Source organism: Bacillus sp. FSL K6-6540 (assembly GCF_038007545.1).
The window spans coordinates 1,849,034-1,872,781 of sequence record NZ_JBBOXH010000001.1; the positions used below are offsets into that span (position 1 = coordinate 1,849,034).

Below are 23,748 nucleotides of genomic sequence, written 5' to 3' on the forward strand. Positions count from 1 at the left end.
AATGGTCCCGGGGTTCATGACGATCCCGGAGGATGATACGAATGCGGTCTGTTATCCTGAGGGAGACAGGCCGTTTTATTTTTTGAAGATGAAGGAGCTAATCCGATGAGAGTGGTCATTCAACGATGCAAGAATGCGCAAGTCGCAGTGGATAATGAAATCGTCGGCAAGATTGAAGCGGGATTGATGGTGCTGGTCGGCGTGACGCATGAGGATGAAGAGAAGGATGCCAAATACCTTGCGGAAAAGGTAGCGGGGCTGCGGATTTTTGAGGATGAGGACGGAAAAATGAATTTCAGCGTCCAGGACGTGGGCGGAGCGATTCTGTCGGTGTCCCAATTTACCCTCTATGGAGACACCCGCAAAGGAAAGCGGCCGAACTTTATGGCTGCCGCAAAACCGGATCAAGCGAATGCATTGTACGAGTCGTTTAACCGCGAGCTTTCGGCGAAGGGATTGCAGGTGGAGACCGGGGTTTTCGGAGCAATGATGGACGTGTCGTTGACCAACTGGGGACCGGTGACCTTAATTATTGACAGCCGATCCTAACCTGCCTGAAAAGGACGGCAGCATGCATCATATCGTAGAGATGGGGCATCCTGAGTGAATAATCGAAGGTTGTTATTCGCAAGCAAAGGAGCCGTACGATATGCGTCAATCCCCCAAATTTTCGATATGGAGCAGTTTGCCTGCGACGGTCGGGACCGGAGGCGTCAGGGAAGCAGCCAGCACGGAACGCATGGTTTCGGCGCCGGAAGAATCTGCACAGCTCATCAGCATCAAGGGAAATATGCGGAAGCAGCTGCCCCGATCGTAGATTTCAGCACAGCGTCGCGTGCCATAAATGCGGATTTTTATAAGCGGAGCCTGAGATGATCTCAGGCTCTTTTTGGCGTTCGCGGATCATCGCCATACTCAAGCTTCCTTCGGGACAGACATCTGTTGCAGGCAAGCGCCGTTGATAGGCCTTTTTCGTGAATTCCGCTGTTATAAAAAAGAGATTCCAGGGTAATAACAAATCGAGGACATTTCAGGAAGGAGACATGCCAGATGAGTAAAGTAGCATTTCTACTAGCCGACCAATTCGAAGATTCCGAGATGAAAACTCCTTACGATGCCGTGAAGGAAGCGGGGCATCAGGCTGATATCATTGGATTGAAACAAGGACAAGAGGTAAAGGGCAAACAGGGCAAGGCTTCCTACACAACCGATAAAGCCATTGCGGACGTCAACATAAACGATTATGATGCGGTGGTTATTCCAGGCGGTTCTTCTCCGGAAAACTTGCGACTGGATTCCCATATATTGCAGTTTGTTGCAGCAGCGGACAAGGCGGGCAAACCGATTGCCTCGATATGCCACGGGCCGCAAATTTTAGCAAGCGCCGACCTGCTGAAGGGACGCACGATCACTTCCTATCCTCCGCTTCAGGATGATATGGTAAACGCCGGCGCCAACTTTAAGGATGAGGAAGTCGTCGTGGATCGGAATTTCATTACGTCCCGGACTCCGAAAGATGAGCCGGCCTTCGTGCGCGAGCTGTTAAAAGCGCTGTAGGCGCTAAATTAGCTGTATGGTTGTCCATGTAATACCGATCTTTCAAACACGCGGGTTGAAAAAAAGGAGGAATGGACATGTCTAGACAAATTCAAGCTTATTTCAGGACGGAAGACGACGCTGAAGGCGCAAGGACGAGGCTGCTGACGTACAACACGGAACAGCTGGAGGTCGGACAGCTTCAGGATTCGGTCCGAAGCGGAGGGAATATCCTCGTGCCGCTGGTGCCATGGGGCAATGCCGGCACGGGTGGTGCTACCGCAGGGGCTACAACGATGGGGGCTCCCGGCGGCGTAGTCGGGGCTCCCGGGGTGATTGTGGGGGCAAGGGATACCAGCCGCGACATCGCCCAGGATCGGCCGGACAGCGATGATCTGCCCGGCGACGGATGGCGGGAAGCGGACGTAACCGACGGGGACTATGACGATCTCAGGTACACCTTGTCCGTTAAGGTAAGGGACGAGGACTATGATCAGATCGTGCATGATTTGCGGGCCAATAACGCTTATGTGGAGCGATTTGATTAATGTCTGATTAGCGAAAGAGACGCGGCAGGCGATGAGTTACTAAGAAGGGCTTATCCGCCCGAAACGCAAAAAAGGGCTGTTCCTTTGGTGGAGCGGCCCTTTTCAACTCTATGACATAAAAGCGCTTTCTTGCTTGTAATATAACTGTAATGTTTGTTCAATGTTTCTTTAATATTCCCTGTTTATAATAACAGCATGACCCCCTTTTTTATATAATATATGTTTTGGACCTACAACAGTGGTTTGTAGGTCTTTTTCTTTTTTCGGGAAATTTCTACAAAGTTTCTTGACTTTAGTGCGGCGGTTCATTAGAATCTAAAAATATAATGTTTTGGGTATACTATATTTATAAATAACGGATTTCATGACGGGAACAAGTACTCCATCCCCACAAGACCAGAGAAGAATCCCTTGGCTGTAAGGATTCGCTTGATGAGTGGACGAATGACCTCCCCGAGAACAGACGGCGAAGCAAGCACCGGTTAACCGGTGGGATAGACAGTAGCCGAACTGCGCGGCCGAGCGTTATACGGATGAAGCGGATGGTTGAACACATGTTAGGATGTGTCGCCGCCGGAATGTGGGTGGTACCACGGGTGATAAATTAAACATCTCTCGTCCCTGTTGTCTTAGGACAGCGGGACGGGAGATTTTTTGGTTTCACGGCTTGTTGAGAAATGACTCCCTAGGAGTTTTTCCATAGTTAAACAGATCTAGGCAAGGGACATGTTCAAAAGGTGAGTATGTCATAGGACGCGGAGGGATGAAGATGGCAAACGAGAAATTCGAGAAACCGACAGGCACGCAGGACATCCTGCCAGGAGCCGTCGAGAAATGGCAGTTTATCGAGGAGAAGGCACGGGATCTATGCCGGAGGTACAACTACCGCGAAATTCGCACACCGATCTTCGAACAGACCGAATTGTTCGAACGCGGGGTCGGCGAAACGACGGATATCGTAGAGAAGGAAATGTACACGTTCAAGGACAAAGGGGATCGCAGCATGACTCTTCGTCCGGAAGGGACGGCAGGCGTCGTTCGGGCTTACGTGCAAAACAAGCTGTATGGAGAGCCCGATGTCACGAAGCTGTACTATTTGGGGCCCATGTTCCGCTATGAGCGGCCGCAGGCGGGCCGATACCGCCAGTTCCACCAGTTCGGCGTAGAGGTGTTCGGCACCGCGGATCCGGCTATCGATGCCGAGGTCATTGCGCTGGGGTACAGCTTCTACAAGGAACTTGGACTGAACGGGGTAAAAGCAGAGATTAACTCCGTGGGAACGCCCGAGGTAAGGGCAGCTTACCGCAGCGCGCTGCTTGCTTTCCTGGAACCGATGAAAGACAGCCTTTGCTCGGACTGCCAGTCGCGCATGGAACGCAACCCGCTTCGCGTGCTGGATTGCAAGAAGGACCAAGGGAAGTTCGGTGATGCGCCTTCGATCCTGGAGAGCCTGGACGAGGAGTGCAGCACGCATTTCGAGAAAGTCCAAGGGTACCTGGACGCCATGGGCATCGAGTATGAAATCAATCCAAGACTGGTTCGGGGATTGGACTATTACACGCATACCGCCTTCGAATTCAAGGCCCAGGGCATCGGCGCGATTGATACGGTAGGCGGCGGCGGACGATTCAACGGTCTCGTCGGCCAGATCGGCGGACCGGATCAGCCGGGCATCGGGTTCGGCATCGGCCTTGAGCGTATCCAATTGATTCTGGAGCATCAAGGCGTCAATCTGTCGGCCTCGAAGCCTTTGGATGTCTATCTGGTGGCGCTGGGTGAAGCCGCCGAGCGGGAATTGGCGAAATTGATCTACGAACTCCGCAGGAATGGCGTGTCCGCGGAACGCGATTATCTCGGCCGGAAAATGAAAGCCCAGATGAAATCGGCCGATCGTCTGCAAGCCCGTTATACCGCCATTCTGGGCGACGACGAGCTGGCACGCGGCGAAATCGCATTGAAGTCGATGGAGACCGGCGAGCAGCGAACCGTGAGGCTGGATAGCCTGGTACAGGAATTTGTTTAATCGCCGTAAAGCGGCTTAATTATACTAAAGGGGAATGATAACCGATGAAAAGGACGCATCATTGCGGTCACCTGACAACCGCGAACATTGGAGAAACTGTAACACTGAACGGATGGGTACAAACCCGCCGCGACTTGGGCGGCGTGCTGTTCATCGATCTGCGCGATCGCAGCGGCATCATGCAAATCGTATTTAACCCGGATTTCTCCGGCGAGGCATTGGCCGTTGCCGATAAAGTCCGCAGCGAATTCGTGGTGGCCGTATCCGGGAAAGTCGTAAAGCGTGATCCGGAAACGTTCAACCCGAACCTGCCGACAGGCGAAATCGAAGTACAAGTAACCAGCATCGAAGTGCTGAACGCAGCCAAAACGCCTCCGTTCTTTATCGAAGACGGCGTGGAAGTGGATGAGCAGCTCCGCCTGAAGTATCGTTATCTGGACCTTCGCCGTCCGGAGATGCAAAAAACGCTGATGCTGCGCTCCAAAGCATCGAAAGTATTCCGCGACTTCCTCGATGATGAGGGCTTCGTGGATGTGGAGACGCCAATTCTGACCAAAAGCTCACCGGAAGGCGCGCGCGACTATCTCGTGCCGAGCCGCGTACACGCAGGCGAATTCTTTGCGCTTCCGCAATCCCCGCAAATCTACAAGCAGCTCCTTATGGTGAGCGGGCTTGAGCGTTACTACCAAATTGCGCGCTGCTTCCGTGACGAAGACTTGCGGGCCGACCGTCAGCCGGAGTTTACCCAGGTCGACATCGAGACATCCTTCATGGATCGGGAAGACCTGCTGAACATGATGGAGCAGCTGATGGTGAAGCTGTTCAAGGAAACCATCGGCGTTGAGCTGGCGACGCCGTTCCAGCGTATCAGTTATGCCGACGCCATGGGCAAATACGGCTCCGATAAGCCGGATCTCCGCTTCGGCATGGAACTGATCGAAATGAACGACATCGTTGCAAGCAGCGGCGTCAAAGTATTCTCTTCCGTCATTGAAAAAGGCGGCGAAGTGAAGTGTTTGAACGCTAAAGGCTGCGGCACCTGGACCCGTAAGGAAATTGACGATCTGGGACCGTATGCAGCCCGTTACGGAGCGAAGGGTCTTGCCTGGATTCAAGTGAAAGAGGGCGAATTCAAAGGGCCAATCGTGAAATTCTTCAGCGAGCAGGAAATTGAAGCGGTAAGAGAACGCACGGGAGCCGAAGACGGAGACCTGCTGCTGTTCTCCGCCGACAACAAAAAAGTGGTTGCCGACGTGCTTGGCGCGCTCCGTTTGAAAATCGGACGCCAGCTTGGCCTGATCAACGACAACGAATACAAGTTTGCTTGGGTGCTGGACTTCCCGCTGTTCAGCTATGACGAAGAGGCGAAGCGCTATGTGGCCGAGCATCATCCGTTCACCCGTCCAAAAGACGAGGATCTGGGTTTGATGGATACGGATCCGCTTGCCGTACGCGCCGAGGCTTACGACATCGTTCTGAATGGATACGAAGTAGGCGGCGGTTCCATGCGGATTTACAAACGCGAGATCCAAGAGAAAATGTTTGCGGCTCTAGGCATGTCGCCGGAAGTGGCGCACGACAAATTCGGCTATCTTATGGACGCCTTTGAGTACGGCACGCCTCCGCACGGCGGAATCGCCTTCGGGTTGGACCGTTTGGTCATGCTGCTTGCCGGACGCACCAATCTGCGTGAAACGATTGCGTTCCCGAAAACGGCAAGCGCAACGGATCTGTTGATGGACGCTCCTTCCCAGGTGGACGGAGGACAGCTGGAGCAGCTGCATATCAAACTCGCCAAGAAGCCGGGCGACGAGAAAAAATAAGCCTGTTGTTCTTGATAAAGGAGGTTGCTTGAATTATGCTGCACCAATTTTCCCGAACGGAATTAGCCATCGGTCCCGAAGGCCTTGAAGTGATGAAGAACAGCACCGTGGCGGTGCTGGGTATCGGCGGCGTGGGTTCCATTGCGGTGGAGGCCCTCGCCCGAACCGGAGTCGGCCGCATCATTCTGATCGACAAAGACGTGGTGGACATCACGAACATCAATCGGCAGATCCACGCGTTAACGACAACGGTGGGTCAGAAGAAAGCGGATTTGATGGTCGATCGGGTCAAACTGATCAATCCGGAATGTGAAGCGATCGCCCTGAACATGTTCTACACCGAAGAAACGTATGAAGAGCTGTTTAAGTACGAGCTGGATTATGTGATCGATGCCTCGGATACGATTATTTATAAAGTGCATTTAATCAAGGAGTGCCTGCGTCGGGGCATTCCGATCATCTCCAGCATGGGCGCGGCCAACAAAATGGACCCGACGAAGTTCCAGGTGGCCGACATCTCCAAAACCTCCATGGATCCGATTGCCCGAATCGTGCGCACCAAGCTGCGCAAGGACGGCATTAAGAAAGGGGTCAAGGTCGTGTTCTCTCTGGAAGAGCCGATGAAGCCCCGCCAGGACGTGACGGAGAAAATCGTGCCCGAGAATGCTCCGGAAATCCGGAAGGCGAAGCAGCCGCCGGCAAGCAATGCATTCGTGCCGCCTGTGGCGGGACTGATCATGGTCAGCGTGACGGTGAAAGAGCTGCTCGAAAAAGGCGGCGTCTCGTTGTAACGGGGTGTCCGGACACATTTAAACTCGGATCGAGAAAACGATAGACAAAAGGAAGGCAGAAAGAAAGAACAGCCTTTCGGCAAAATTGAGCGTGGTTAACCAAACGCAGTGTCCAGCAATGGACGCTGCGTTTTTTGCTGCGGTGGACAAGCGATTCGAACAGCAAACCCAAACAATAAAATTCCTGTGACAGCGCTTTGCTAGTATATCCCGGCGAGTTGTGCTACAATGGAACTCCTTTTTGTGTCACGGCCCTAAAGCCAGACTTCGATACGAAAAAATATGTTCTTAGGAGGTAACTGAAAGTGTCAGAATCTTTTCAAAGTGCCTATCAAGAAGAAGAGTCAAGGCTAAACGAGGTTATCGTTGAAATTGACCGTCAGCTTGAACGGCTGCGCGGTATTCCGGTATACACGGGCCATGATTTTACCGAGCAGGTGCTCGAGGCAGGCCGGGAAGAGAAACGGCAGGCCCTCGCCAAAAGCTTGCCGGAGCCTTATTTCGGAAGGCTGGATTTTCAAGAGAACGGAACGGGGGCGAAGAAACCGCTCTACATCGGGAAGATAGGCTTCGACAAGGCGGACGCTGGTGATCACCCGATGGTGATTGATTGGCGGGCTCCGGTCGCGAGTCTATTCTACTCCTTTACGGGCGGTACCGATCCGGCTTCATTCGAAGCGCCCGAAGGTATTATCGAGGGGCTTGTGTATTTAAAACGAAACGTCGTGATCCGCAAGCAAATTTTGGAGCGGGTATCGGACACGTACAATCGGGAAAGCGGCGGACCTGCCGTATCCGATGAGTTTTTGGTCTACCGTCTCGGTGAGAACAAGGATAACCGGCTGCGGGATATCGTGTCCACGATCCAAGCGGAGCAGGATAAAATCATCCGGGCGGCCAAGAACACCGCCCTCATCATCCAAGGGGTGGCGGGAAGCGGAAAAACGACGGTGGCGCTGCATCGGCTGGCTTATTTGCTCTACCAGTACAAGGAGCAGGTAACGGCCGAGAAAATGATCATATTCGCGCCAAACCTCATGTTCCTGGATTACATATCCGATGTGCTGCCCGAGCTCGGAGTTGGTGATATTCAGCAGCGGACCTTTGGCGATTGGGCGGCGAAGCTGCTTGATATTCAGCTGTCCTCGGAGGATCATGCGCAGACGCTTCATCAGTGGTTCGAGACGGAACCGGGCCAAGGGACGCCGGATATCGACGATAATGTGAGCGGGCGCTATAAAGGCTCCTTAAGGCTGATGGATATCGTGCGGCGGTGCGTGGAGTCCATCGAAGCCGCAGCCCTACCGGACGGGGATTTCTCTCCATGGGATGGAGCCGTGCTGAAACAGGAGACGATGGCGGAATGGTTTTACCAGGAATATAAGCCCTATCCGCTGGCGAAACGGAAGGAACGGCTGCTCGCCAGATTGCATCGCTGGGCCTTAATGGAGCTGAAGAAATCGCCATCGGCGGCCGTGCTGAAAGAACGGAAGAAAAAAGCGGCACAACGAGAAAAGGCTTATGCCAATCGCTGGCCGAAATTTGAACCGATTTCCCTATATAAGCAATTGTTTGGAGCGGTCAAGGCGGCTGGCTCCTGGGTCGAAGAGCTCTCCGCTCTTATTCCGCCGGAGGTACTGGCCGCAACGCGCAAAGATCTGAAGAAGAATGTGGTCCGGGAAGAGGATTTGCCTGCCCTGCTGTATTTCCACTGCTTGCTGAACGATATTTCCTCAGAGCAGCGGTTTGACCACATCGTCATCGATGAAGCCCAGGATTTCTCTCCGTTTCAGGTGGCTGTGCTGGATCTGTTCGTAAGAGGACATTCCTTTACCATACTAGGCGATCTGTCGCAGGGCATTCATGCGTATCGCGGCGTGCATGCGTGGGAAGAAATGAGCTCCCTGTTCAAGGAAGAGGAAACGGCTTATTTTGCGCTGACGCGCAGCTACCGTTCCACGATGGAGATCATTGAATTTGCCAATGGGATACTGGAGAAGGGGGTCGAAAGCGACCTGCTGGCCGTGCCTGTATTCCGTAGCGGCGATGCCGTTCGCCTCATTCCTTATGATGCCGCGAACGCCAGAAGGAAGGATTTGGAGCGGGCCATGGGTGCACTCATTGCCAAGGAATACCGGACGGTAGCCATTCTCACCCGCACCTTGCGGGAAGCGAAAGAGCTGCATGAGGAGTTAAGCCCGTCCTGGCCGATGCTGAATCTGATCGATGGCAGCAAAGGAACGTATCAGGGCGGGTATTCCGTGCTCCCCGTGTACTTGTCCAAAGGGCTTGAGTTCGATGCCGTTGTGGTGGCGGATGCGGACCGGGCGCATTACGCGGAGAAAGCTTGGGATGCCAAGTTGATGTATGTAGGCTGTACGCGTGCACTGCATGAGCTGTGGCTGCTGCATGGGGAGCCGCTGCCTTCGTATATCATGGCAGAGACTTCAGAGATCATGGCGAGCGGTTGGCCAGCGGAGTAATCGTTCGATTGCGCAACGGCTGTCGGTTCCCGGAATGTCAATAGAGAGAATCGGAAGTCCCGCAGGGATTCACATGGCAGCATGTGTTAGCCTCTGCGGGACTTTTTGTTGTGCAGGGGCTTGCTAGGGGTTTAACCAAGCATTTGGTAGGAGGAGCCCAGATTTTCGATAAACCGGATCAAAGTCCAGACAGCAAGGATGGAACAGGCAGCGGCCAGAAGGATGAAGAGGGCCATTTTTCGCATAGGCTTTCGTTTCAATTCCATAGTCTCCCTTCGTGCATAGTGGTTAAGCGACACGCTTCATAACAAGACCTCGTCGTCGTCCTCACTCCGGATTCCCTGCCTGTACTCGTAAAGCATGATGGCTGAACGTATGAAGACGTACAAGCCGAGCAGGAACTGCAGGATAAGAACGGCATACAGCAGGTTTATCGCGAGTCTCTCATCGTCGAGGTATCCGGGGCCGAATGTTTCTTGTAAAAGATGATGGGTACTGACATGTAGATAGAGCCCCAAAATACTGAACGTCATATGGATAACCGCGTTATACAATTTGCGAACGGATTTTTTGCGAGTCGTCATCACATTCTCCCCAGATCAGGTTTTTCTAATGTTTCCCTATTATATGAAACGCTCCCGGTCCGATAAAAGTTGGATATGATCAAAATAAGCTGCAATATCCGAACCATGGGACGACTGAAGCGTAGGACAGGAACTTACCGTAGCGCAGGCACGGCGAATGCGAATATGATATGATAGAGCGTGATGGATTGGATTGAAACGACTTATTTTTGCACCGATATCAGACAAGGAAGTGTTGTCATGGATTTATTCAGTATCGGGCGTGAAGGGGACCGGAATTCCCGGCTGCTGGCCGATCGGATGCGCCCTTCGTCGCTGGATGAATATATAGGACAAGAGCATATAATCGGACCGGGCAAACTGCTCCGGCGGGCCATAGAGGCGGACCAGGTTTCGTCGATTTTATTGTACGGCCCGCCTGGTTGCGGCAAAACAACGCTTGCGCATATCATTTCCCAGCAAACGAAAGGGCATTTCGTTCGGCTGAACGCGGTGGAAGCCACGGTCAAGGACGTTAGGGAAGTCATTGAACAAGCCCAGAGCAACCGCAGCCTGTACGGCACCAAAACAATCCTGTTTTTGGATGAGGTGCACCGGTTCAACAGCTCCAGACAGGATGCGCTGCTGCCTGCCGTGGAGAACGGCACGATCATATTTATCGGCGCGACGACCGAGAACCCCTTTCATTACGTCAACGGAGCTTTAATGAGCCGCTCCACCTTGTTTCAGCTTCAGCCGCTGACCAAGGACCATTCCATGATTGCGATGCGGCGCGCGCTGATCGATCAAGACAAGGGTCTTGGATTCATGGATCTCAAGGCAGATGAGGAAGCGCTGGAGCACATTGCAGCCATGGCGAACGGGGATATCCGGCGTGCACTCAATGCGCTGGAGCTGGCAGCGATGACGACGCCTCCGGATTCCACCGGTACGGTTCATATTACGCTCGAGGTGGCCGAGGAATCGATTCGCCGACCTACCGTGCGTGCGGACGAGTCCACGCAGTACGATGTGCTGTCCGCCTTTCACAAGAGCATTCGGGGCTCCAGCGATGCGGCGCTGTTCTGGTTTTTGTATGCGGTCGAAAAGCTCGGCATGGACCCGATGGTGTTCATCCGCCGCCTGATTGCTGCCAGCAGCGAGGATATCGGGCTTGCCAATCCCCAAGCCATGGTGCAGGCGGTAAGCGCATTGGATGCCTACCGGAACAACGGCTGGCCGGAAGCCAAGCTGAACATCGCTCAGGCGATCCTGTTCGCCGTGGAGAGCCCGAAATCCGATGGCGTTGTATCCGCCATATCCCGCGCGATGTCCGCCATGGATGAAGTGAAATCGGCGGAGGTTCCGCTGCATCTGCGCGATGCGCATTACTCGGGGGCGGTTAAGCTGGGACATGTCGGCTACAAGTACCCGCACGATTATCCGGGCCATTACGTGAAGCAGGAGTATTTGCCGAAGGAGCTCTCCCGCCGGGTGTTCTATCAGGCCACGGAGCAGGGGAACGAAGCCAAGATCGCCCACAACCAGCGATTACGACGCGAAGAATAGGGTCGTACGGCGATAACGGGATTTACGGCCGCTAGCTTAATTAAATGGAGGAAATGAATGATGAGAACAGGGAAACAACGGTTTGTCATCCTGCTGCTGTCCGCCGGCCTTATGCTGAGCGGCTGTTCGGGAAAAAGCGCCCAGGAGCAGGTCGCAGGTGGACAGGCAGCCGAGGCGGCGCATGAGCACGGACATCAGACGCAGTTGTCCAACGGGGATATCCAGGAGGCGACGTCTTCGATCGATGAGCTGCCGACCTTTTTGAAGAGCCAGACCAGCGAGCTCCAAACGATTTATGCTTTGTCCGCGCAGGTGAGTGATGTCCTGAAATACATTCCTTGTTACTGCGGCTGCGGGGAAAGTGCCGGTCATGAGAGCAACCTGAACTGTTTTATCGATGAGATTCAGGAGGACGGCACCGTGGTATGGGACGATCATGGCACCCGTTGCGGGGTGTGCCTGGACATTGCCGTGGAATCTGCCAAAATGAGCAGCGAGGGCAAGAGCCTGACGGAGATTCGGACCGCAATCGATGAGAAATACAGCACAGGTTATGCTAAGCCGACACCAACCCCGATGCCGCCTGCAGAAAGTTAATCCTGCTGAGGCTAAACAAGAAGGTACCCGATGTGATCAATGGATCACTCGAGTGCCTTTTTTCTGTTGGGATTCATCTCCTTTATGGACGTTATCAGGAATCGCTGATTCGCTTCATAGGATCAATAGGCGTGATCTATCTCACAGCGTTAAACTATATATGGATGTAAATTGATTAAACGAAACTATATATAGTGTGTTAATGATCTGAGAAGAAGGGGTTGATCGATTTCATGAAAGTCATGAAGAGAGACGGATGCCTGGTCAATTTTGAGATAAGCCGGATTGTAAAGGCGGTGGATAAAGCTTTTATAGCAGTTGAGGGAGTGTCCCGCAAGGAGGCTTCCCTGCAGCTTGGCGAGGAGGTTGCCCGCGCCACCGCGGGGATGGAGCAGGTGAGTGTGGAGGAAATTCAGGATATCGTTGTCGAACAATTGCAAAGCACAGGTTATGCAGAGGCCGCCGCAGCTTATCAACATTACAGGGAAGCCCGTGACCTGGAGCGGATGCGGAGGGGAGAGCTCTACAAGATCAGCAGGGATGTGATTGGGGTAACGAATCTGGATCTGCTGCGGGAGAACGCGAATCTGAACGGGGAATCCTTCAGTGGAAAAATGAGTCGGATCGGCTCCGAGTACGCCAAATGGATGGCAAGCAAATTTATCCTGCCCGGAGAGCTCATGAGAGCCGTCAGGGATGGTTATGTGTACGTGCACGACCTGGACCAGTATGCACTCGGAACGACGAACTGTATTTTCATCCCGTTTGACCGTCTATTGGCCAAGGGCTTCAATACCGGTAACGGATCGGTCAGGCCGCCGCAAAGCATCATGACCGCGATGGCGCTGGTGGCCATCATCTTTCAATCCCAGCAGAACAGTCAATTCGGCGGCGTGTCCGGAAATAAAATCGACTGGGATCTGGCCCCTTATGTCGGCAAATCGTTTCGCCGGCATTTTCGGAAAGGGCTGGCCTACTTCGGAGAAGCGGGGCTGGGAGAGGATCGGCCGTATGAACGAGCTCTTGAGGATCACGAAATATACATAGACAATGAGCAGCTGAAGGACACATATCCGCGAATATACCATTATGCCTATAATGAAACGGTGAATGAAGCCAAGCAGGCCGCGGAATCCTTGATCCATAATTTGAATACGATGAGCAGCCGGGCCGGCGGACAAATTCCTTTCACTTCGTTGAATTACGGCATGTGCACGTCAACCGAAGGAAGGCTGGTGTCCCACGCCCTGCTGGATGCCACAATGAAGGGGCTCGGCGGGGGAGAGACGCCGATATTTCCGCAGCATATTTTCCAGTGCAAGCAGGGGGTCAACCAGGCGGAAGGGGAGCCCAATTACGATCTGTTCCTGAAAGCCGTTGAGTGCTCCAGCCGCAGGCTCTACCCGAACTTTGTCAACGTGGATGCGTCGTTTAATCTAGTCTACTATAAGCCGGACGAGCCAGACACGATTATTGCCACCATGGGCTGCAGGACACGGACGATTTCAGACCGGTTCGGGCGAAACCGCCTAAGCGGAAAAGGCAACTTGTCCTTTAATACGATCAATCTGGTTCGCCTCGGCATCGAGCATGGCATCATCGAAGGCAAGCGGGATATGCCCGACCTGAGCCTTTTCTACGAGCAGCTGAATCAGTATATGACGATTGCGGTAGAGGGTTTGATTCACCGCTACGAGCTGCAGGCGGACCAACCGGCGAAAGCGTCCGATTTTATGATGCGGGAAGGCGTGTGGGAAGGCGGCGAAGACCTGGCCCCGGAGGACAAGGTACGCGAACTGATTAAGCACGGCACTCTGGCACTTGGATTCATTGGGCTTGCAGAATGCCTGAAGGCGTTGACCGGACTGCATCACGGAGAGGACGAAAGCAGCCGCAGGCTGGGAATCGAAATCATCCGACATATGCGTCAATTCTGCGATGCGGCCAGTGAAAAATACGACCTGAACATTACGCTGTTTGCCACGCCGGCAGAAGGGTTATCCGGGAAATTCACGAAGCTCGACCGGCAGACCTTCGGGGTGATCGAGGGAGTGACTGACCGCGAATATTACACGAACTCTTTTCATATACCCGTGTACTATCCGATGGCCGCCTACCGCAAAATCCGTTCCGAAGCTCCTTTTCATGAGCTGTGCAACGCCGGAGCGATTTCGTATGTGGAGCTGGACGGCAACGCAAGGCAGAATACGGCTGCTTTCCGGGACATCGTGCAGTTTGCCCTGCAGCAGAACATCGGATATTTCTCCGTTAACCATCCCGTCGACCGGTGCCCGGCATGCAACTACGAAGGCATTATCGGAAGTGCGTGCCCTGGATGCGGCGCCTTGGAGGCGAATGGAAACTTCCAGCGGCTGCGGAGGGTAACGGGATATTTAACGGGCAATTATACGGAGCGCTTCAATTCGGCCAAGCAGGCCGAGGTTCGGGATCGGGTGAAGCATTTGTGAATGTGTGCGGATACATCCCCGAGAGCATCAATGAAGGCCCCGGACTTCGTGCGGTTCTATTCGTGAGCGGCTGCCGCCATGCCTGCGCCGGATGTTTTAATACGGATTCCTGGGACTTTGAAGCGGGGGAGCCCTTTACCGAAGAAATGTCAGCGGCGATACTGCAGGATATCCTGGACAATCCTTTGCTGGATGGCGTGACCTTATGCGGTGGAGACCCCTTCTTCTCCCCGGAAGAATGTGCGGCATTCGTACGCAGGCTCAGGACCCTCTGTCCCGCAAAAAACGTATGGGCCTACACAGGGTTCACCTTCGAAGCGCTGATGAGGCAGCCGAAGCTGCGCGAATTGGCCCTGCTGTGCGACGTCATCGTTGACGGCAAATTCGAGTTGGAGCGCAGGGATGTCTCGCTTCCTTTCAGGGGCAGCTCGAATCAGCGTTTCATCGATGTAGCCGCCAGCATGGAGCAGGGAATTGCCGTGGAGTATATTCTTCGCTAGCACGCAAAAAAAAGAGCACACGCTTTACGGAACATTCCGTATCAAGTGTGTGCTCTTCGCGTATCATTCAGCGGATTAATAAGGAACTTTATCCGCCGTTTCGATCGTTCCCCCGCCAAGGCATTCGTCCCCTTGATAGAAGACGACGGCTTGTCCCGGCGTGATCGCTTTTTGCGGGTTCGCAAACGCGACATGAACGGTTCCGTCTTCGCGCGGGGTTATGGTTACTTCCTGGTCCGGCTGACGGTAGCGGAATTTGGCGGTGCAGGTGTAGGCGTCTTTGGGCATAGCGTCTTGTCCTGCAATCCAATTTATTCCGGAGGCAACGAGTCCGGTCGAATATAAGCTCGGATGATCGCCTTGAACTACGTACAAAATATTGTTGGTCAAATCTTTGTCGGCTACGAACCAAGGCTCCCCGGAGCCGGATCCGCCGATCCCGAGGCCTTGGCGTTGCCCCAGCGTGTAGTACATCAAGCCGTCATGGCGGCCCTTTACTTCACCGGTGACAATGTCCACCATATCGCCGGATTGGGCGGGAAGGTATTGTCCAAGGAACTCCTTGAAATTCCGCTCGCCGATGAAGCAAACGCCGGTGCTGTCTTTTTTCTTGGCAGTATACAGCCCGGCCTCCTCAGCTAGTCGGCGGACTTCCGGTTTCGGCAGATGCCCGATCGGGAACATCGCCTTGGCAAGCTGCTCTTGGCTCAGCGCATTGAGGAAGTAGGTTTGGTCTTTGTTGCTGTCCACACCCCGCAGCAGCCGGTACTGTCCGTCCTCCTCGATGACGCGGGCGTAATGGCCGGTAGCGACGTAGTCGGCTCCCAAGTCCATGGCCTTGTTCAGAAATTCGCCGAATTTGATCTCGCGGTTGCACATGACATCGGGGTTCGGCGTTCTCCCGGCTTTATATTCATCGAGGAAATAGGAAAATACTTTATCGAAGTATTCCTTCTCGAAATTGACGGTATAGTAGGGAATGTCGAGCTGCTCGCACACGCGGCGCACGTCTTCAGCGTCCGCTTCGGCTGTGCAGTAGCCAAGCTCATCGGTATCATCCCAGTTTTTCATAAAGATGCCGATCACTTCATAGCCCTGCTGTTTGAGCAGGAGCGCTGTTACGGAGGAGTCGACTCCTCCCGACATGCCGACAACGATACGAGTGTTATGTTTTTCTTTTGACATCGTTATCACCATTTTCATATTGAATTGTGCCCATGGAGGTATTTTAACATATTGGAACAAGGTTCACACGCTTCATTTTGTCCACTCAGGGTGAACATTTTTCGAGTTTCCAGCTGGAATATTACCCATTGGGGTCCAGGATATGTTACGATAAGCTGAGGGTAATGATCGGAATACGGAGAAAAATACAGGATAAGCTGCTTTACTCATGGATTACGACGTATTTATCGCTCGCCCGCCACCTACAACTCATGTACAGGATGGACATAATATACAAATTACCGAAAGAGGTGTCACCTTTGAAGATATCAACAAAAGGAAGATACGGATTAACGATTATGATGGAGCTGGCCGCCAAGTTCGGCGAAGGGCCGACTTCGCTGAAGAGCATAGCCGAGAAGAACCAGCTGTCGGAACATTATCTTGAGCAGCTGATCGCGCCGCTGCGGAATGCGGGCTTGGTAAAGAGCATCCGCGGTGCATACGGCGGATACATCCTTTCCCGGGACCCGGCATCCATCACAGCAGGGGACGTCATCCGCGTGCTGGAAGGGCCGATCTCGCCCGTCGATTTTACGGAAGAGGACGATCCGGCGAAGCGTGACCTCTGGCTCCGGATCCGCGACAGCATCGCTGAAGTGCTGGATTCCACGACGCTGGACTACCTGATCAATTACCATGAACAGTCTGCTGCAGACAACTATATGTTTTATATTTGACAGGGATTAGAAATCCCGAGTATTCATAGGGATTGGGAGTTGTTGAGAAAAAACGTTACCCACAAGTTACCCACAGACCTTAGTTATTAATGGCCCATTCAAAATCGTCCGCAATTGTTAGCTGGCGATTTTGGGTGACGTGCAGATAAATAAGTGTTGTGGTTTTTGAGTTGCCTTTATGTCCTATTCTTGCTTGGATCTCCGGGAGGCTTACTTTTGGATTGGATGCCAGCAATGAGACGTGAGTATGTCTTAAACTATGAGGTGTGAGGCTGGTCGGCAGATCAGCTTCTTTTAGTACGCGACGCATTATCTTAGGTATTGTGGTGATTGGGATCGGATATCCTGGAAACTCACTACTCCAGAAAACAAAATTATCATTTGGATTAAACTCTTTTGCAGATAGTTTCTCCGTTCGTTGCCAGCTTCTTAAAACTTCAAGGGCTTTGGCAACGGTATCCCCGTAACTTACCAATCGCTCGCTCTGATCATTCTTGGTCGGTCCGAATGAGTATTCTCGGACGTTGTCTCCTTCGAGCTGCTTATTCACATCGATTGTACGGCGCTCGGCATCGATATCCTCCCACTGTAACCCTGCTGCTTCGCTAATACGAAGCCCGGTATAGGCTAACACCAGGAACAACGCCCATAAATTCGGAGTAAGCATAAATCGGGCTACTTCTAAGAATTTTTTTAACTGGTTCTTCTCTAAGAACTTTGGAAGGACCTGTCTTTTTTCTCCAATTTTTCGAGGAGCCTTTTTTTCCTTCGGAATCACTGCGTCAGCGGTAGGATCCTCTGTAATTAATTTGTTCCGTTTGGCATGCGTGAACATAAGACTTGCAACAGTGTGAATGGTGATGATTGTATTTCGTTTTCTGTTTTCTTCTTTGAGCTTATACAAAAAAGATTGGTACTCACTCATAGTTACGTCCCGAAGCATGAAGGCTCCGAAGTTTTCGAGAATTACGCCTAAAGCAAATTTTCTATTTTTTATAGTCTTTTTTCTCGGTTCCCGCTCGATGATGTACTCCTTCAACCATACTTTGCTCCAAGCATTTACGGTCAAATTCGCTTCGTATATCAGCGTTTTTTGAATTTTTCGAGCCTGAATAAGAATGCCGAAATCAACAGCTTCTTGAACAGTTTCAAAACGAGGCGACTCCATTTGCTTAGTTGTTTTTGTCTCCTTACCGTTTATAAACTTAGTGGTTGGGACCCGGTAACGGTACGTGTATTTCCCGTCTTTCTCGCGGACGTTTTTTGGTAAGCTGTCGTCTTTCTTCTTCTTTGCCACTGTGCTCCTCCTTTCGTTATAAGAACATGTGTTCGGTTAATAGATATATTGAAACAGCCTTGCGGCCGGAAAGCGCAAAGGTTAGTAGAAAGTATGAAATTCCTCTGGTATACCACAGCGTAACAAGAAGTGTCCGCAGATTTCGCCGTGCTCTGGTGCATTGTCGCCAAGCAAGAGATGAAGTGCGAACCGGTTAGCTTCTCGTTCAATCTTGTCCACTGAAAACAAAGTGCTCTTTCTTAAGAATGGAGTATTAAGTCCTGGATGAAGAAGATGGTGTCCAAGTTCGTGGGCCAGTGCGAAAGACGCTGTGAATCCTTCCAAGCGATTGTTCACGTGGATACATGGGATTCTCTTTATGAATGTGTAGTAACCCCAAGTGTTTTTTCCTAAATCTTCATACAGAACCGTTATGTTTTTCTCGGCTGCTATTCTCGATGGATTATTGGTCCCGTGGGCGCTAACAAGTCTCTTAGAAAGTAAAATTTCCATTGGACATCCCCCGGAAGGTTATTTTCGATATTTTTTTGGTGTGAATTTCTTCTTGGCCATTTCCTTAGACATTCGCAACGTATTCTCCAAAGATATGCGCAGTAACTCCCGATCCTCTTCGTCCATTGGCTCCCCCAAAAAAGCTAGTGATGAATCACTGCTGAGCTGCTCCATCATACGCTCCAGCTCTTTGGCTATGTCGTGCTCGTCTTTTTCGTTCAACTTGTAATAAGGTTGTCCATCATCTGGAGTGCGACCTAATAAATAGTCAGTAGTCGTATTAAGTATGTCCGCAATTTTTTGCAAATCAGAACTTGAAGGCGTTACCCTGTCGTTTTCGATATGCCCGAAGTTAGAACTTCCCATTCCGAGTTGATCTGCAACCTGCTTTTGCGTAAGTTTGGCCTTCTTGCGTAAGGTTTTTATCCTAAACCCCATCGACATCAAAGTCATTCCCCTCAAAAAAAAGTGTATTTAAAATACAAATAACTGTTGACTGTATTAAAAATACGATTTATACTAGGGTCATATCGGAGGTGATGCACATGAAAAGGGCGGCACTTAAGGAAGCTAGGCAAGCCCTTGGCCTAACTCAAATCGAAGCCGCTGAGTCTTTAGGAGTGCATGTTGAACATGTTCGTAGTCTTGAATATGGCCGTGTAAACCCAAGCCTAAAGTTAATGTTCAAGATTTGCCAACTCTATAAAGACTCTCCCGAAAGATTGTTCCCTGATTTGAATAAATAGTATTATCAATACGACAATTGTATAATACCGTATTTTAATTAGGGTGTCAATTAATCCAGTGAATTTTTTTTTGAGGAAAAACCGTATTTAAAATACGATTCATGAAGAGGTGATTATTATGCCAAGTAAGATTGCTAAGCGGACATTCGTGCACTTGGCTGAAGAGCTCAAACCGACACTTGATGTTTTAGACGCTGCTGCCTACCTCAATGTCAGTAAATACACCGTCATCAACCGCATTAAGGAAGGAAAACTGAAAGCCTACAAAGAGGGTATTCGCTGGAGAATTAAGCGAAGCTGGCTGCTTGAATACCAGGAGAGTCTTTCTTTATCAGAATACAGGGAAGGAGGCCTAGGCGATGAGCAAAGTCACGGATATGGTCGCTGATGAGGTTATCGACTACTGCGCTAATGAGTTATGCGGCAAGGAGATCCACTTTGGACAGCCAGTGACGAAGATCGGCCATGAGCTGGTTTGCTCGGGGAAATGTCTGGTCGAGAAGATCGGCGCCGTAACCATTATCGCAGGAAGGGAGAATGGAAATGGGCGAACAACGAGTGCGCGAAATTGTAAAAGAGGAAATGAAAACGAAAAAAGCCACTGCGGTAACAGTGACTTCTAACGTGAAAATTAACATCTCAGAAAAAGTTGATGTACAGAAACTAAGTGAATTACTCCTGACTTCCCTTACCGCTAATTCCAACAACCTGATCGGTAAATAACAAAAGATCTCCAAAAGTAAAAGAATTAGTAGGGTCAGCAAAAGGTGTAACTTTAGCGTTTCTTAAATAAACCAAAGAAGAGTCGCTTATCAGGTTGGAGACACCCTTTTCTTCAAAATCTGCAATAGCTAAATTTCGATTTACAACAGTTGAGGCAAACATGAACTTTTTGAAATCATTCGTAGCTGTGCTACTGTCTGACGCTTTTTCTATGTCGACTACTTCCCCTGTGACATAACCGAAATTTGTCAATAGAACTAGTTCAGTTTTATCTGTAATTTCAATTCCTTCAATAGAATTTTCATTCAGAACGTTAAACGCTGAATTTAGTGAATGAATAGTTAAAGCTTTTAGATCCAACCGGCTGTTAATTAACTTTGAGTCTTTTTTTTCAGACACTTAGTAACCCTCCCAATTAATAAATATTCTGACATATTCCATTATTCGACAAAGGGAGGCAGAAGTCCTATCAGATGGACTTTAAGAAATGCCGCAGATTTGGAAAGGAGGTGAAACAGGAAGGTGAACACGAGTTTACGGATCCGCAGCTGTAAAAACCTGATGGAACTGATCGAGACAACCAAGTCGGCGCTGCTTCGGGAAGTGTACCGCCGGCAATATATCAGCCTGGCTTCAAGGCTGAAAAAGAAAAATGCAGCTTGAACGGCGTAGGACCCGTCAAACTGCAAAACAATCAGCATATTAAAGCCAGTTTATCACTGGCTGGAAGGAGAAGCAATATGAAAGCTACTGGAATAGTTCGTTATCTTGATTCCCTCGGCCGCGTCGTTGTTCCAAAGGAGCTGCGTCGGGTACTCGACATCGCCGATGGGAGCCCTATGGAGATCTATAGTGAGGGTGACAAGATCATCCTAAAGAAATATGCTCCTAGCTGCTTCATCTGCGGGGAGACAGACCCTGAAAAGTTAAAGCCTTTCCAATCTAAGTTGATTTGCACAGGCTGTATCAAGTCGGTTGTTGAACACTACGATCAATTAGTAAAAAACAAATAATTTAAATACTAGGAGGACTCATATATGCAACATCTTATCCCGATTCAAATCACGCTCCAAGCAGCCAACGCTGCTGATGCTAAACAGTTGGTGCAAGATCTCGCCGGAACAATGAGCAGCATGCCTGCAGCTGATGTGCCTGCAGAAACCAAGGTATCGACGGTTCAACCGGAAGCCGTTGCAGCTCCTCCTGCCTACGCGCCGCCAGGGCAAGCCTATCCGAGTTATCCGCCTGCTGGCCAGCCAGGTACCGGGGCAACCAACTCTGCGCCAGCTGTTCCGACAGCGCCGCCTGTGGCTGCTCCGACGTCAGCGCCGGCAAGTTACAACCCGCCAGCACAGCCAGTACCGACCAGCGCGCCTACTTATGATTTGACACAACTTGGTGTGGCTGCTCAGCCGTTGCTTGACGCTGGCCGTCATGCCGAGTTGATCGGATGGCTGCAGCAACATGGGGCCCAGGCTCTTACACAGCTTGACCCTCAATACTATGGTGAGTTTGCAACGTATCTCCGGAGCCTTGGAGCGAAAATATGACGGAGATTGCACACGCAGAACGGGCTCACGCCCTACTGTCGGCCAGCGGAGCACACCGCTGGCTACACTGCACGCCTTCTGCCCGGCTTGAGGAGACTCTGCCAGATACAGAAAGCGAGGCAGCCAAGAAAGGAACGCTGGCCCATGAGATCGCGGAGCTCAAGCTTCAAAAGGTATTCTCCGGGCTTCCGACGCGAAAATACAATGCCGCTCTTAAAAAGTTTAAAGCACATGAACTGTATGAGTCTATTATGGATGACCATACCGACGCTTACCTGGATTACATCCAGTCCATTGTCCATACATTCCCGACGCCGCCTTTCGTGGCGATCGAGCGGAAAGTGGACCTGACCGATTATGTTCCAGAGAGTTTCGGAACGTCGGACTGCATTATCATCGGTGCCGGTAAGCTTTATGTGATCGATTATAAAAACGGCCAAGGCGTACCTGTGCCGGCGGAGGACAACCCGCAAATGAAACTGTATGCGCTCGGAGCATTTAAAGCCTTCTCGCTGCTCTTTCCGATTCAAGAGGTCCATGTAGCCATCGTGCAGCCGAAAGTATGGGATCAGCCTTCCGAGTGGTCTCTGTCTGCGGCGGATCTTCTTACCTGGGGCGAGACGATTAAACCTATCGCGGCCAAAGCGTTTGCCGGTGAAGGGGATTATGCGATAGGCGAGCACTGCGGCTTCTGCAGAGCTCGGGATACCTGCAGGGCACGGGTGGAGCAGCTTCTATCCGTGGAAGACAAGGCTCCGTTAAAACCGCCGCTAATCAGCTGGGAGGAAGTTGGCGACGTCTTGCGCCGTGCTGACGGGATTGTGAGCTGGTACAAATCTTTGAAAGAGAAGGCGCTGGCCGAGGTCCTTAAAGGCGGGGAAGTTTCCGGATGGAAAGCCGTTGCAGGCAGGGGCGGCCGGGAGTATGCCGATCTGGATAAAGCTTTTAAGCATCTCAAGGAAAAGGGCATTGAAGAGGCTGTGCTTTATGAGAGGAAACCGCTGACTCCTCCTCAGCTTGAGAAAGAGTTAACCAAGCAAGTTTACAAGGAGCTGCTTGAAGAACCTGGGCACGTAATTAGTAAACCAGGTGCTCCAACACTAGCGCCTCTGGATGATAAGCGTCCGGCATTCAGTGATAAGGTCAAACCCGAAGAGGCTTTCGGTGCACCGGCAGGAAGCTAAATATGGGTGACATTGCGGAATATCATATCGATCAAATGACGTCTGGCCGCTGGTCTAGCGGCACATATAACCGAGGAGGAACACGACAAATGACAAACGAAACAACCGTAACTACAGGACAGGTAAGACTTAGCTTTGTGCATCTTTTTCAACCGCATGCGAATCAGCCAGGACAAGAGCCAAAATACAGTACTACTATCCTAATTCCCAAAACAGACGTAGCAACTATGCAGCGCATCAATGCTGCCATCGAAGCCGCAGCACAAAAAGGAGTAGCTGGCGTTTGGAATGGTGCACGTCCACCGCAACTCAAAACACCAATTTGGGACGGTGACGGTGTTCGTCAAAATGGAGAGCCTTTCGGACCTGAAGCTAAAGGGCATTGGGTTATGACGGCCAGCAGTAAACAGCAGCAGGCGATTGTAGACGTAAATCTCAACCCGATCATTAACCAATCCGAGATTTACAGCGGCATGTTCGCCCGCGTCAATATCAACTTTTATCCGTTCTCGAATAGCGGTAATCGAGGTGTAGCTGCCGGGCTTGGACCGGTTCAAAAGGTGGCTGACGGGGAGCCTCTTGGTGGACGAATCAGCGCGGAACAGGCTTTTGGTGGTAACGGTGGCGGCGTTGGTTATGCTCCTCCTGCAGCGCCTCAAGGTTTTGAACAGATCCCGCCGCAACAATACGGCCAACAACCACCTGCAGCTCCGCCGGCTTACCCTCAACATGGTTACGGCCAACAGCCGCCAGCGCAACCCGCGCCTGGACAGTACGGCCATCAGGGGTACGGCCAGCAACCACAACAGCCGCAGTATGGCCAACAACCACCCGCTCAACAACCGCAGAGGGATCCGATCACAGGGAAACCACTTAACGGCAGCGTTTGGGGCATCTAAGAATTGACACTAAGGGGTTCTACTTTTAGAGCCCCTTTCCTTTACCCAAAAG

The 23,748-nt window shown here is 51.5% G+C and carries 28 protein-coding genes; 21 read left to right on the forward strand and 7 right to left on the reverse strand.

What is annotated here, in order from left to right; all coding sequences use genetic code 11:
- Window positions 1-105: 105 nt before the first annotated feature.
- The 8 genes from dtd (at window position 106) to MHH82_RS08020 (ending at window position 9,204) form a co-directional block, all read left to right on the forward strand.
- A complete protein-coding gene (dtd, locus tag MHH82_RS07985; RefSeq protein WP_015734045.1) occupies window positions 106-549 on the forward strand; it encodes a D-aminoacyl-tRNA deacylase in 444 nt (147 codons plus the stop codon).
- 100 nt (window positions 550-649) lie between these two features.
- Window positions 650-817: a hypothetical protein gene (locus MHH82_RS07990; protein WP_009592793.1), complete on the forward strand. Its 168-nt coding sequence runs from the start codon at window positions 650-652 to the stop codon at window positions 815-817.
- A gap of 233 nt (window positions 818-1,050) precedes the next feature.
- Window positions 1,051-1,557 carry a type 1 glutamine amidotransferase domain-containing protein gene (locus MHH82_RS07995; protein ID WP_009592768.1) on the forward strand — a complete coding sequence of 169 codons (507 nt, stop codon included), beginning with the start codon at window positions 1,051-1,053 and terminating at the stop codon, window positions 1,555-1,557.
- A gap of 77 nt (window positions 1,558-1,634) precedes the next feature.
- On the forward strand, window positions 1,635-2,084 hold the full coding sequence (locus tag MHH82_RS08000) for a hypothetical protein (RefSeq protein ID WP_009592790.1): 450 nt from the start codon (window positions 1,635-1,637) through the stop codon (window positions 2,082-2,084).
- Between the two features lie 769 nt (window positions 2,085-2,853).
- Window positions 2,854-4,107, forward strand: a complete 1,254-nt coding sequence (hisS, locus tag MHH82_RS08005; RefSeq protein WP_015734047.1) for a histidine--tRNA ligase — start codon at window positions 2,854-2,856, stop codon at window positions 4,105-4,107.
- 44 nt (window positions 4,108-4,151) lie between these two features.
- Window positions 4,152-5,930 carry an aspartate--tRNA ligase gene (aspS, locus tag MHH82_RS08010; protein WP_015734048.1) on the forward strand — a complete coding sequence of 593 codons (1,779 nt, stop codon included), beginning with the start codon at window positions 4,152-4,154 and terminating at the stop codon, window positions 5,928-5,930.
- 35 nt (window positions 5,931-5,965) lie between these two features.
- Window positions 5,966-6,721, forward strand: a complete 756-nt coding sequence (locus tag MHH82_RS08015) for a tRNA threonylcarbamoyladenosine dehydratase (protein ID WP_009592791.1) — start codon at window positions 5,966-5,968, stop codon at window positions 6,719-6,721.
- Window positions 6,722-7,026: 305 nt separating this feature from the next.
- Complete coding sequence (locus MHH82_RS08020; RefSeq protein WP_015734049.1) at window positions 7,027-9,204, forward strand: HelD family protein; 2,178 nt, start codon at window positions 7,027-7,029, stop codon at window positions 9,202-9,204.
- Window positions 9,205-9,335: 131 nt separating this feature from the next.
- Here the strand turns inward: MHH82_RS08020 and MHH82_RS08025 are convergent, their stop codons facing one another.
- Together MHH82_RS08025 and MHH82_RS08030 are read right to left on the reverse strand one after the other, a co-directional pair.
- A complete protein-coding gene (locus MHH82_RS08025; protein ID WP_260871268.1) occupies window positions 9,336-9,464 on the reverse strand; it encodes a hypothetical protein in 129 nt (42 codons plus the stop codon).
- A 42-nt stretch (window positions 9,465-9,506) separates the two neighbouring features.
- Window positions 9,507-9,788: a hypothetical protein gene (locus MHH82_RS08030; RefSeq protein ID WP_015734050.1), complete on the reverse strand. Its 282-nt coding sequence runs from the start codon at window positions 9,786-9,788 to the stop codon at window positions 9,507-9,509.
- A 240-nt stretch (window positions 9,789-10,028) separates the two neighbouring features.
- Here MHH82_RS08030 and MHH82_RS08035 point away from each other — a divergent pair, with 240 nt between their 5' ends.
- The 4 genes from MHH82_RS08035 (at window position 10,029) to nrdG (ending at window position 14,901) form a co-directional block, all read left to right on the forward strand.
- Window positions 10,029-11,336, forward strand: a complete 1,308-nt coding sequence (locus tag MHH82_RS08035; RefSeq protein WP_015734051.1) for a replication-associated recombination protein A — start codon at window positions 10,029-10,031, stop codon at window positions 11,334-11,336.
- 57 nt (window positions 11,337-11,393) lie between these two features.
- Window positions 11,394-11,933: a PCYCGC domain-containing protein gene (locus MHH82_RS08040; RefSeq protein ID WP_015734052.1), complete on the forward strand. Its 540-nt coding sequence runs from the start codon at window positions 11,394-11,396 to the stop codon at window positions 11,931-11,933.
- Window positions 11,934-12,166: 233 nt separating this feature from the next.
- Window positions 12,167-14,401, forward strand: a complete 2,235-nt coding sequence (locus MHH82_RS08045; protein ID WP_340964953.1) for an anaerobic ribonucleoside triphosphate reductase — start codon at window positions 12,167-12,169, stop codon at window positions 14,399-14,401.
- Window positions 14,398-14,901: an anaerobic ribonucleoside-triphosphate reductase activating protein gene (nrdG, locus tag MHH82_RS08050; RefSeq protein WP_036666269.1), complete on the forward strand. Its 504-nt coding sequence runs from the start codon at window positions 14,398-14,400 to the stop codon at window positions 14,899-14,901. The genes MHH82_RS08045 and nrdG overlap by 4 nt, the downstream gene beginning before the upstream one ends.
- A gap of 75 nt (window positions 14,902-14,976) precedes the next feature.
- Here the strand turns inward: nrdG and mnmA are convergent, their stop codons facing one another.
- Entirely contained in the window at window positions 14,977-16,086 is a 1,110-nt protein-coding gene (gene mnmA / locus MHH82_RS08055; protein ID WP_340964958.1) for a tRNA 2-thiouridine(34) synthase MnmA, read from the reverse strand.
- Window positions 16,087-16,385: 299 nt separating this feature from the next.
- Here mnmA and cymR point away from each other — a divergent pair, with 299 nt between their 5' ends.
- Window positions 16,386-16,805, forward strand: a complete 420-nt coding sequence (gene cymR, locus MHH82_RS08060; protein ID WP_015734056.1) for a cysteine metabolism transcriptional regulator CymR — start codon at window positions 16,386-16,388, stop codon at window positions 16,803-16,805.
- 79 nt (window positions 16,806-16,884) lie between these two features.
- Here cymR and MHH82_RS08065 read toward each other — a convergent pair whose 3' ends face one another.
- From MHH82_RS08065 to MHH82_RS08075, 3 genes are all read right to left on the reverse strand, one after another.
- The gene (locus MHH82_RS08065; RefSeq protein WP_340964962.1) at window positions 16,885-18,102 is read right to left on the reverse strand and encodes a tyrosine-type recombinase/integrase; all 1,218 of its coding nucleotides are present in this window, start codon (window positions 18,100-18,102) and stop codon (window positions 16,885-16,887) included.
- A gap of 81 nt (window positions 18,103-18,183) precedes the next feature.
- Window positions 18,184-18,594 carry an ImmA/IrrE family metallo-endopeptidase gene (locus tag MHH82_RS08070; RefSeq protein WP_340964965.1) on the reverse strand — a complete coding sequence of 137 codons (411 nt, stop codon included), beginning with the start codon at window positions 18,592-18,594 and terminating at the stop codon, window positions 18,184-18,186.
- Window positions 18,595-18,612: 18 nt separating this feature from the next.
- Entirely contained in the window at window positions 18,613-19,038 is a 426-nt protein-coding gene (locus tag MHH82_RS08075; protein WP_340964967.1) for a helix-turn-helix transcriptional regulator, read from the reverse strand.
- A gap of 101 nt (window positions 19,039-19,139) precedes the next feature.
- Between MHH82_RS08075 and MHH82_RS08080 the strand changes: the two genes are divergently transcribed.
- The 3 genes from MHH82_RS08080 (at window position 19,140) to MHH82_RS08090 (ending at window position 19,963) form a co-directional block, all read left to right on the forward strand.
- A complete protein-coding gene (locus MHH82_RS08080) occupies window positions 19,140-19,340 on the forward strand; it encodes a helix-turn-helix transcriptional regulator (protein ID WP_340964969.1) in 201 nt (66 codons plus the stop codon).
- Between the two features lie 118 nt (window positions 19,341-19,458).
- Window positions 19,459-19,728, forward strand: a complete 270-nt coding sequence (locus MHH82_RS08085) for a helix-turn-helix domain-containing protein (protein WP_340964971.1) — start codon at window positions 19,459-19,461, stop codon at window positions 19,726-19,728.
- Complete coding sequence (locus MHH82_RS08090) at window positions 19,700-19,963, forward strand: hypothetical protein (protein ID WP_340964974.1); 264 nt, start codon at window positions 19,700-19,702, stop codon at window positions 19,961-19,963. Before MHH82_RS08085 ends, MHH82_RS08090 begins: the two co-directional genes overlap by 29 nt.
- A 49-nt stretch (window positions 19,964-20,012) precedes the next feature.
- Here MHH82_RS08090 and MHH82_RS08095 read toward each other — a convergent pair whose 3' ends face one another.
- Window positions 20,013-20,462 (reverse strand): hypothetical protein, encoded by a 450-nt coding sequence (locus MHH82_RS08095; RefSeq protein WP_340964977.1) that lies wholly within the window; start codon window positions 20,460-20,462, stop codon window positions 20,013-20,015.
- A gap of 123 nt (window positions 20,463-20,585) precedes the next feature.
- Here MHH82_RS08095 and MHH82_RS08100 point away from each other — a divergent pair, with 123 nt between their 5' ends.
- The 5 genes from MHH82_RS08100 (at window position 20,586) to MHH82_RS08120 (ending at window position 23,696) form a co-directional block, all read left to right on the forward strand.
- Window positions 20,586-20,726: a hypothetical protein gene (locus tag MHH82_RS08100; protein WP_340964980.1), complete on the forward strand. Its 141-nt coding sequence runs from the start codon at window positions 20,586-20,588 to the stop codon at window positions 20,724-20,726.
- A gap of 77 nt (window positions 20,727-20,803) precedes the next feature.
- Window positions 20,804-21,076: an AbrB/MazE/SpoVT family DNA-binding domain-containing protein gene (locus MHH82_RS08105; protein ID WP_340964981.1), complete on the forward strand. Its 273-nt coding sequence runs from the start codon at window positions 20,804-20,806 to the stop codon at window positions 21,074-21,076.
- Window positions 21,077-21,100: 24 nt separating this feature from the next.
- Window positions 21,101-21,613: a hypothetical protein gene (locus MHH82_RS08110; protein WP_340964984.1), complete on the forward strand. Its 513-nt coding sequence runs from the start codon at window positions 21,101-21,103 to the stop codon at window positions 21,611-21,613.
- Window positions 21,610-22,797, forward strand: a complete 1,188-nt coding sequence (locus tag MHH82_RS08115; protein WP_340964987.1) for a DUF2800 domain-containing protein — start codon at window positions 21,610-21,612, stop codon at window positions 22,795-22,797. The genes MHH82_RS08110 and MHH82_RS08115 overlap by 4 nt, the downstream gene beginning before the upstream one ends.
- A gap of 89 nt (window positions 22,798-22,886) precedes the next feature.
- The gene (locus MHH82_RS08120; RefSeq protein ID WP_340964995.1) at window positions 22,887-23,696 is read left to right on the forward strand and encodes a DUF2815 family protein; all 810 of its coding nucleotides are present in this window, start codon (window positions 22,887-22,889) and stop codon (window positions 23,694-23,696) included.
- Window positions 23,697-23,748 lie beyond the last annotated feature (52 nt).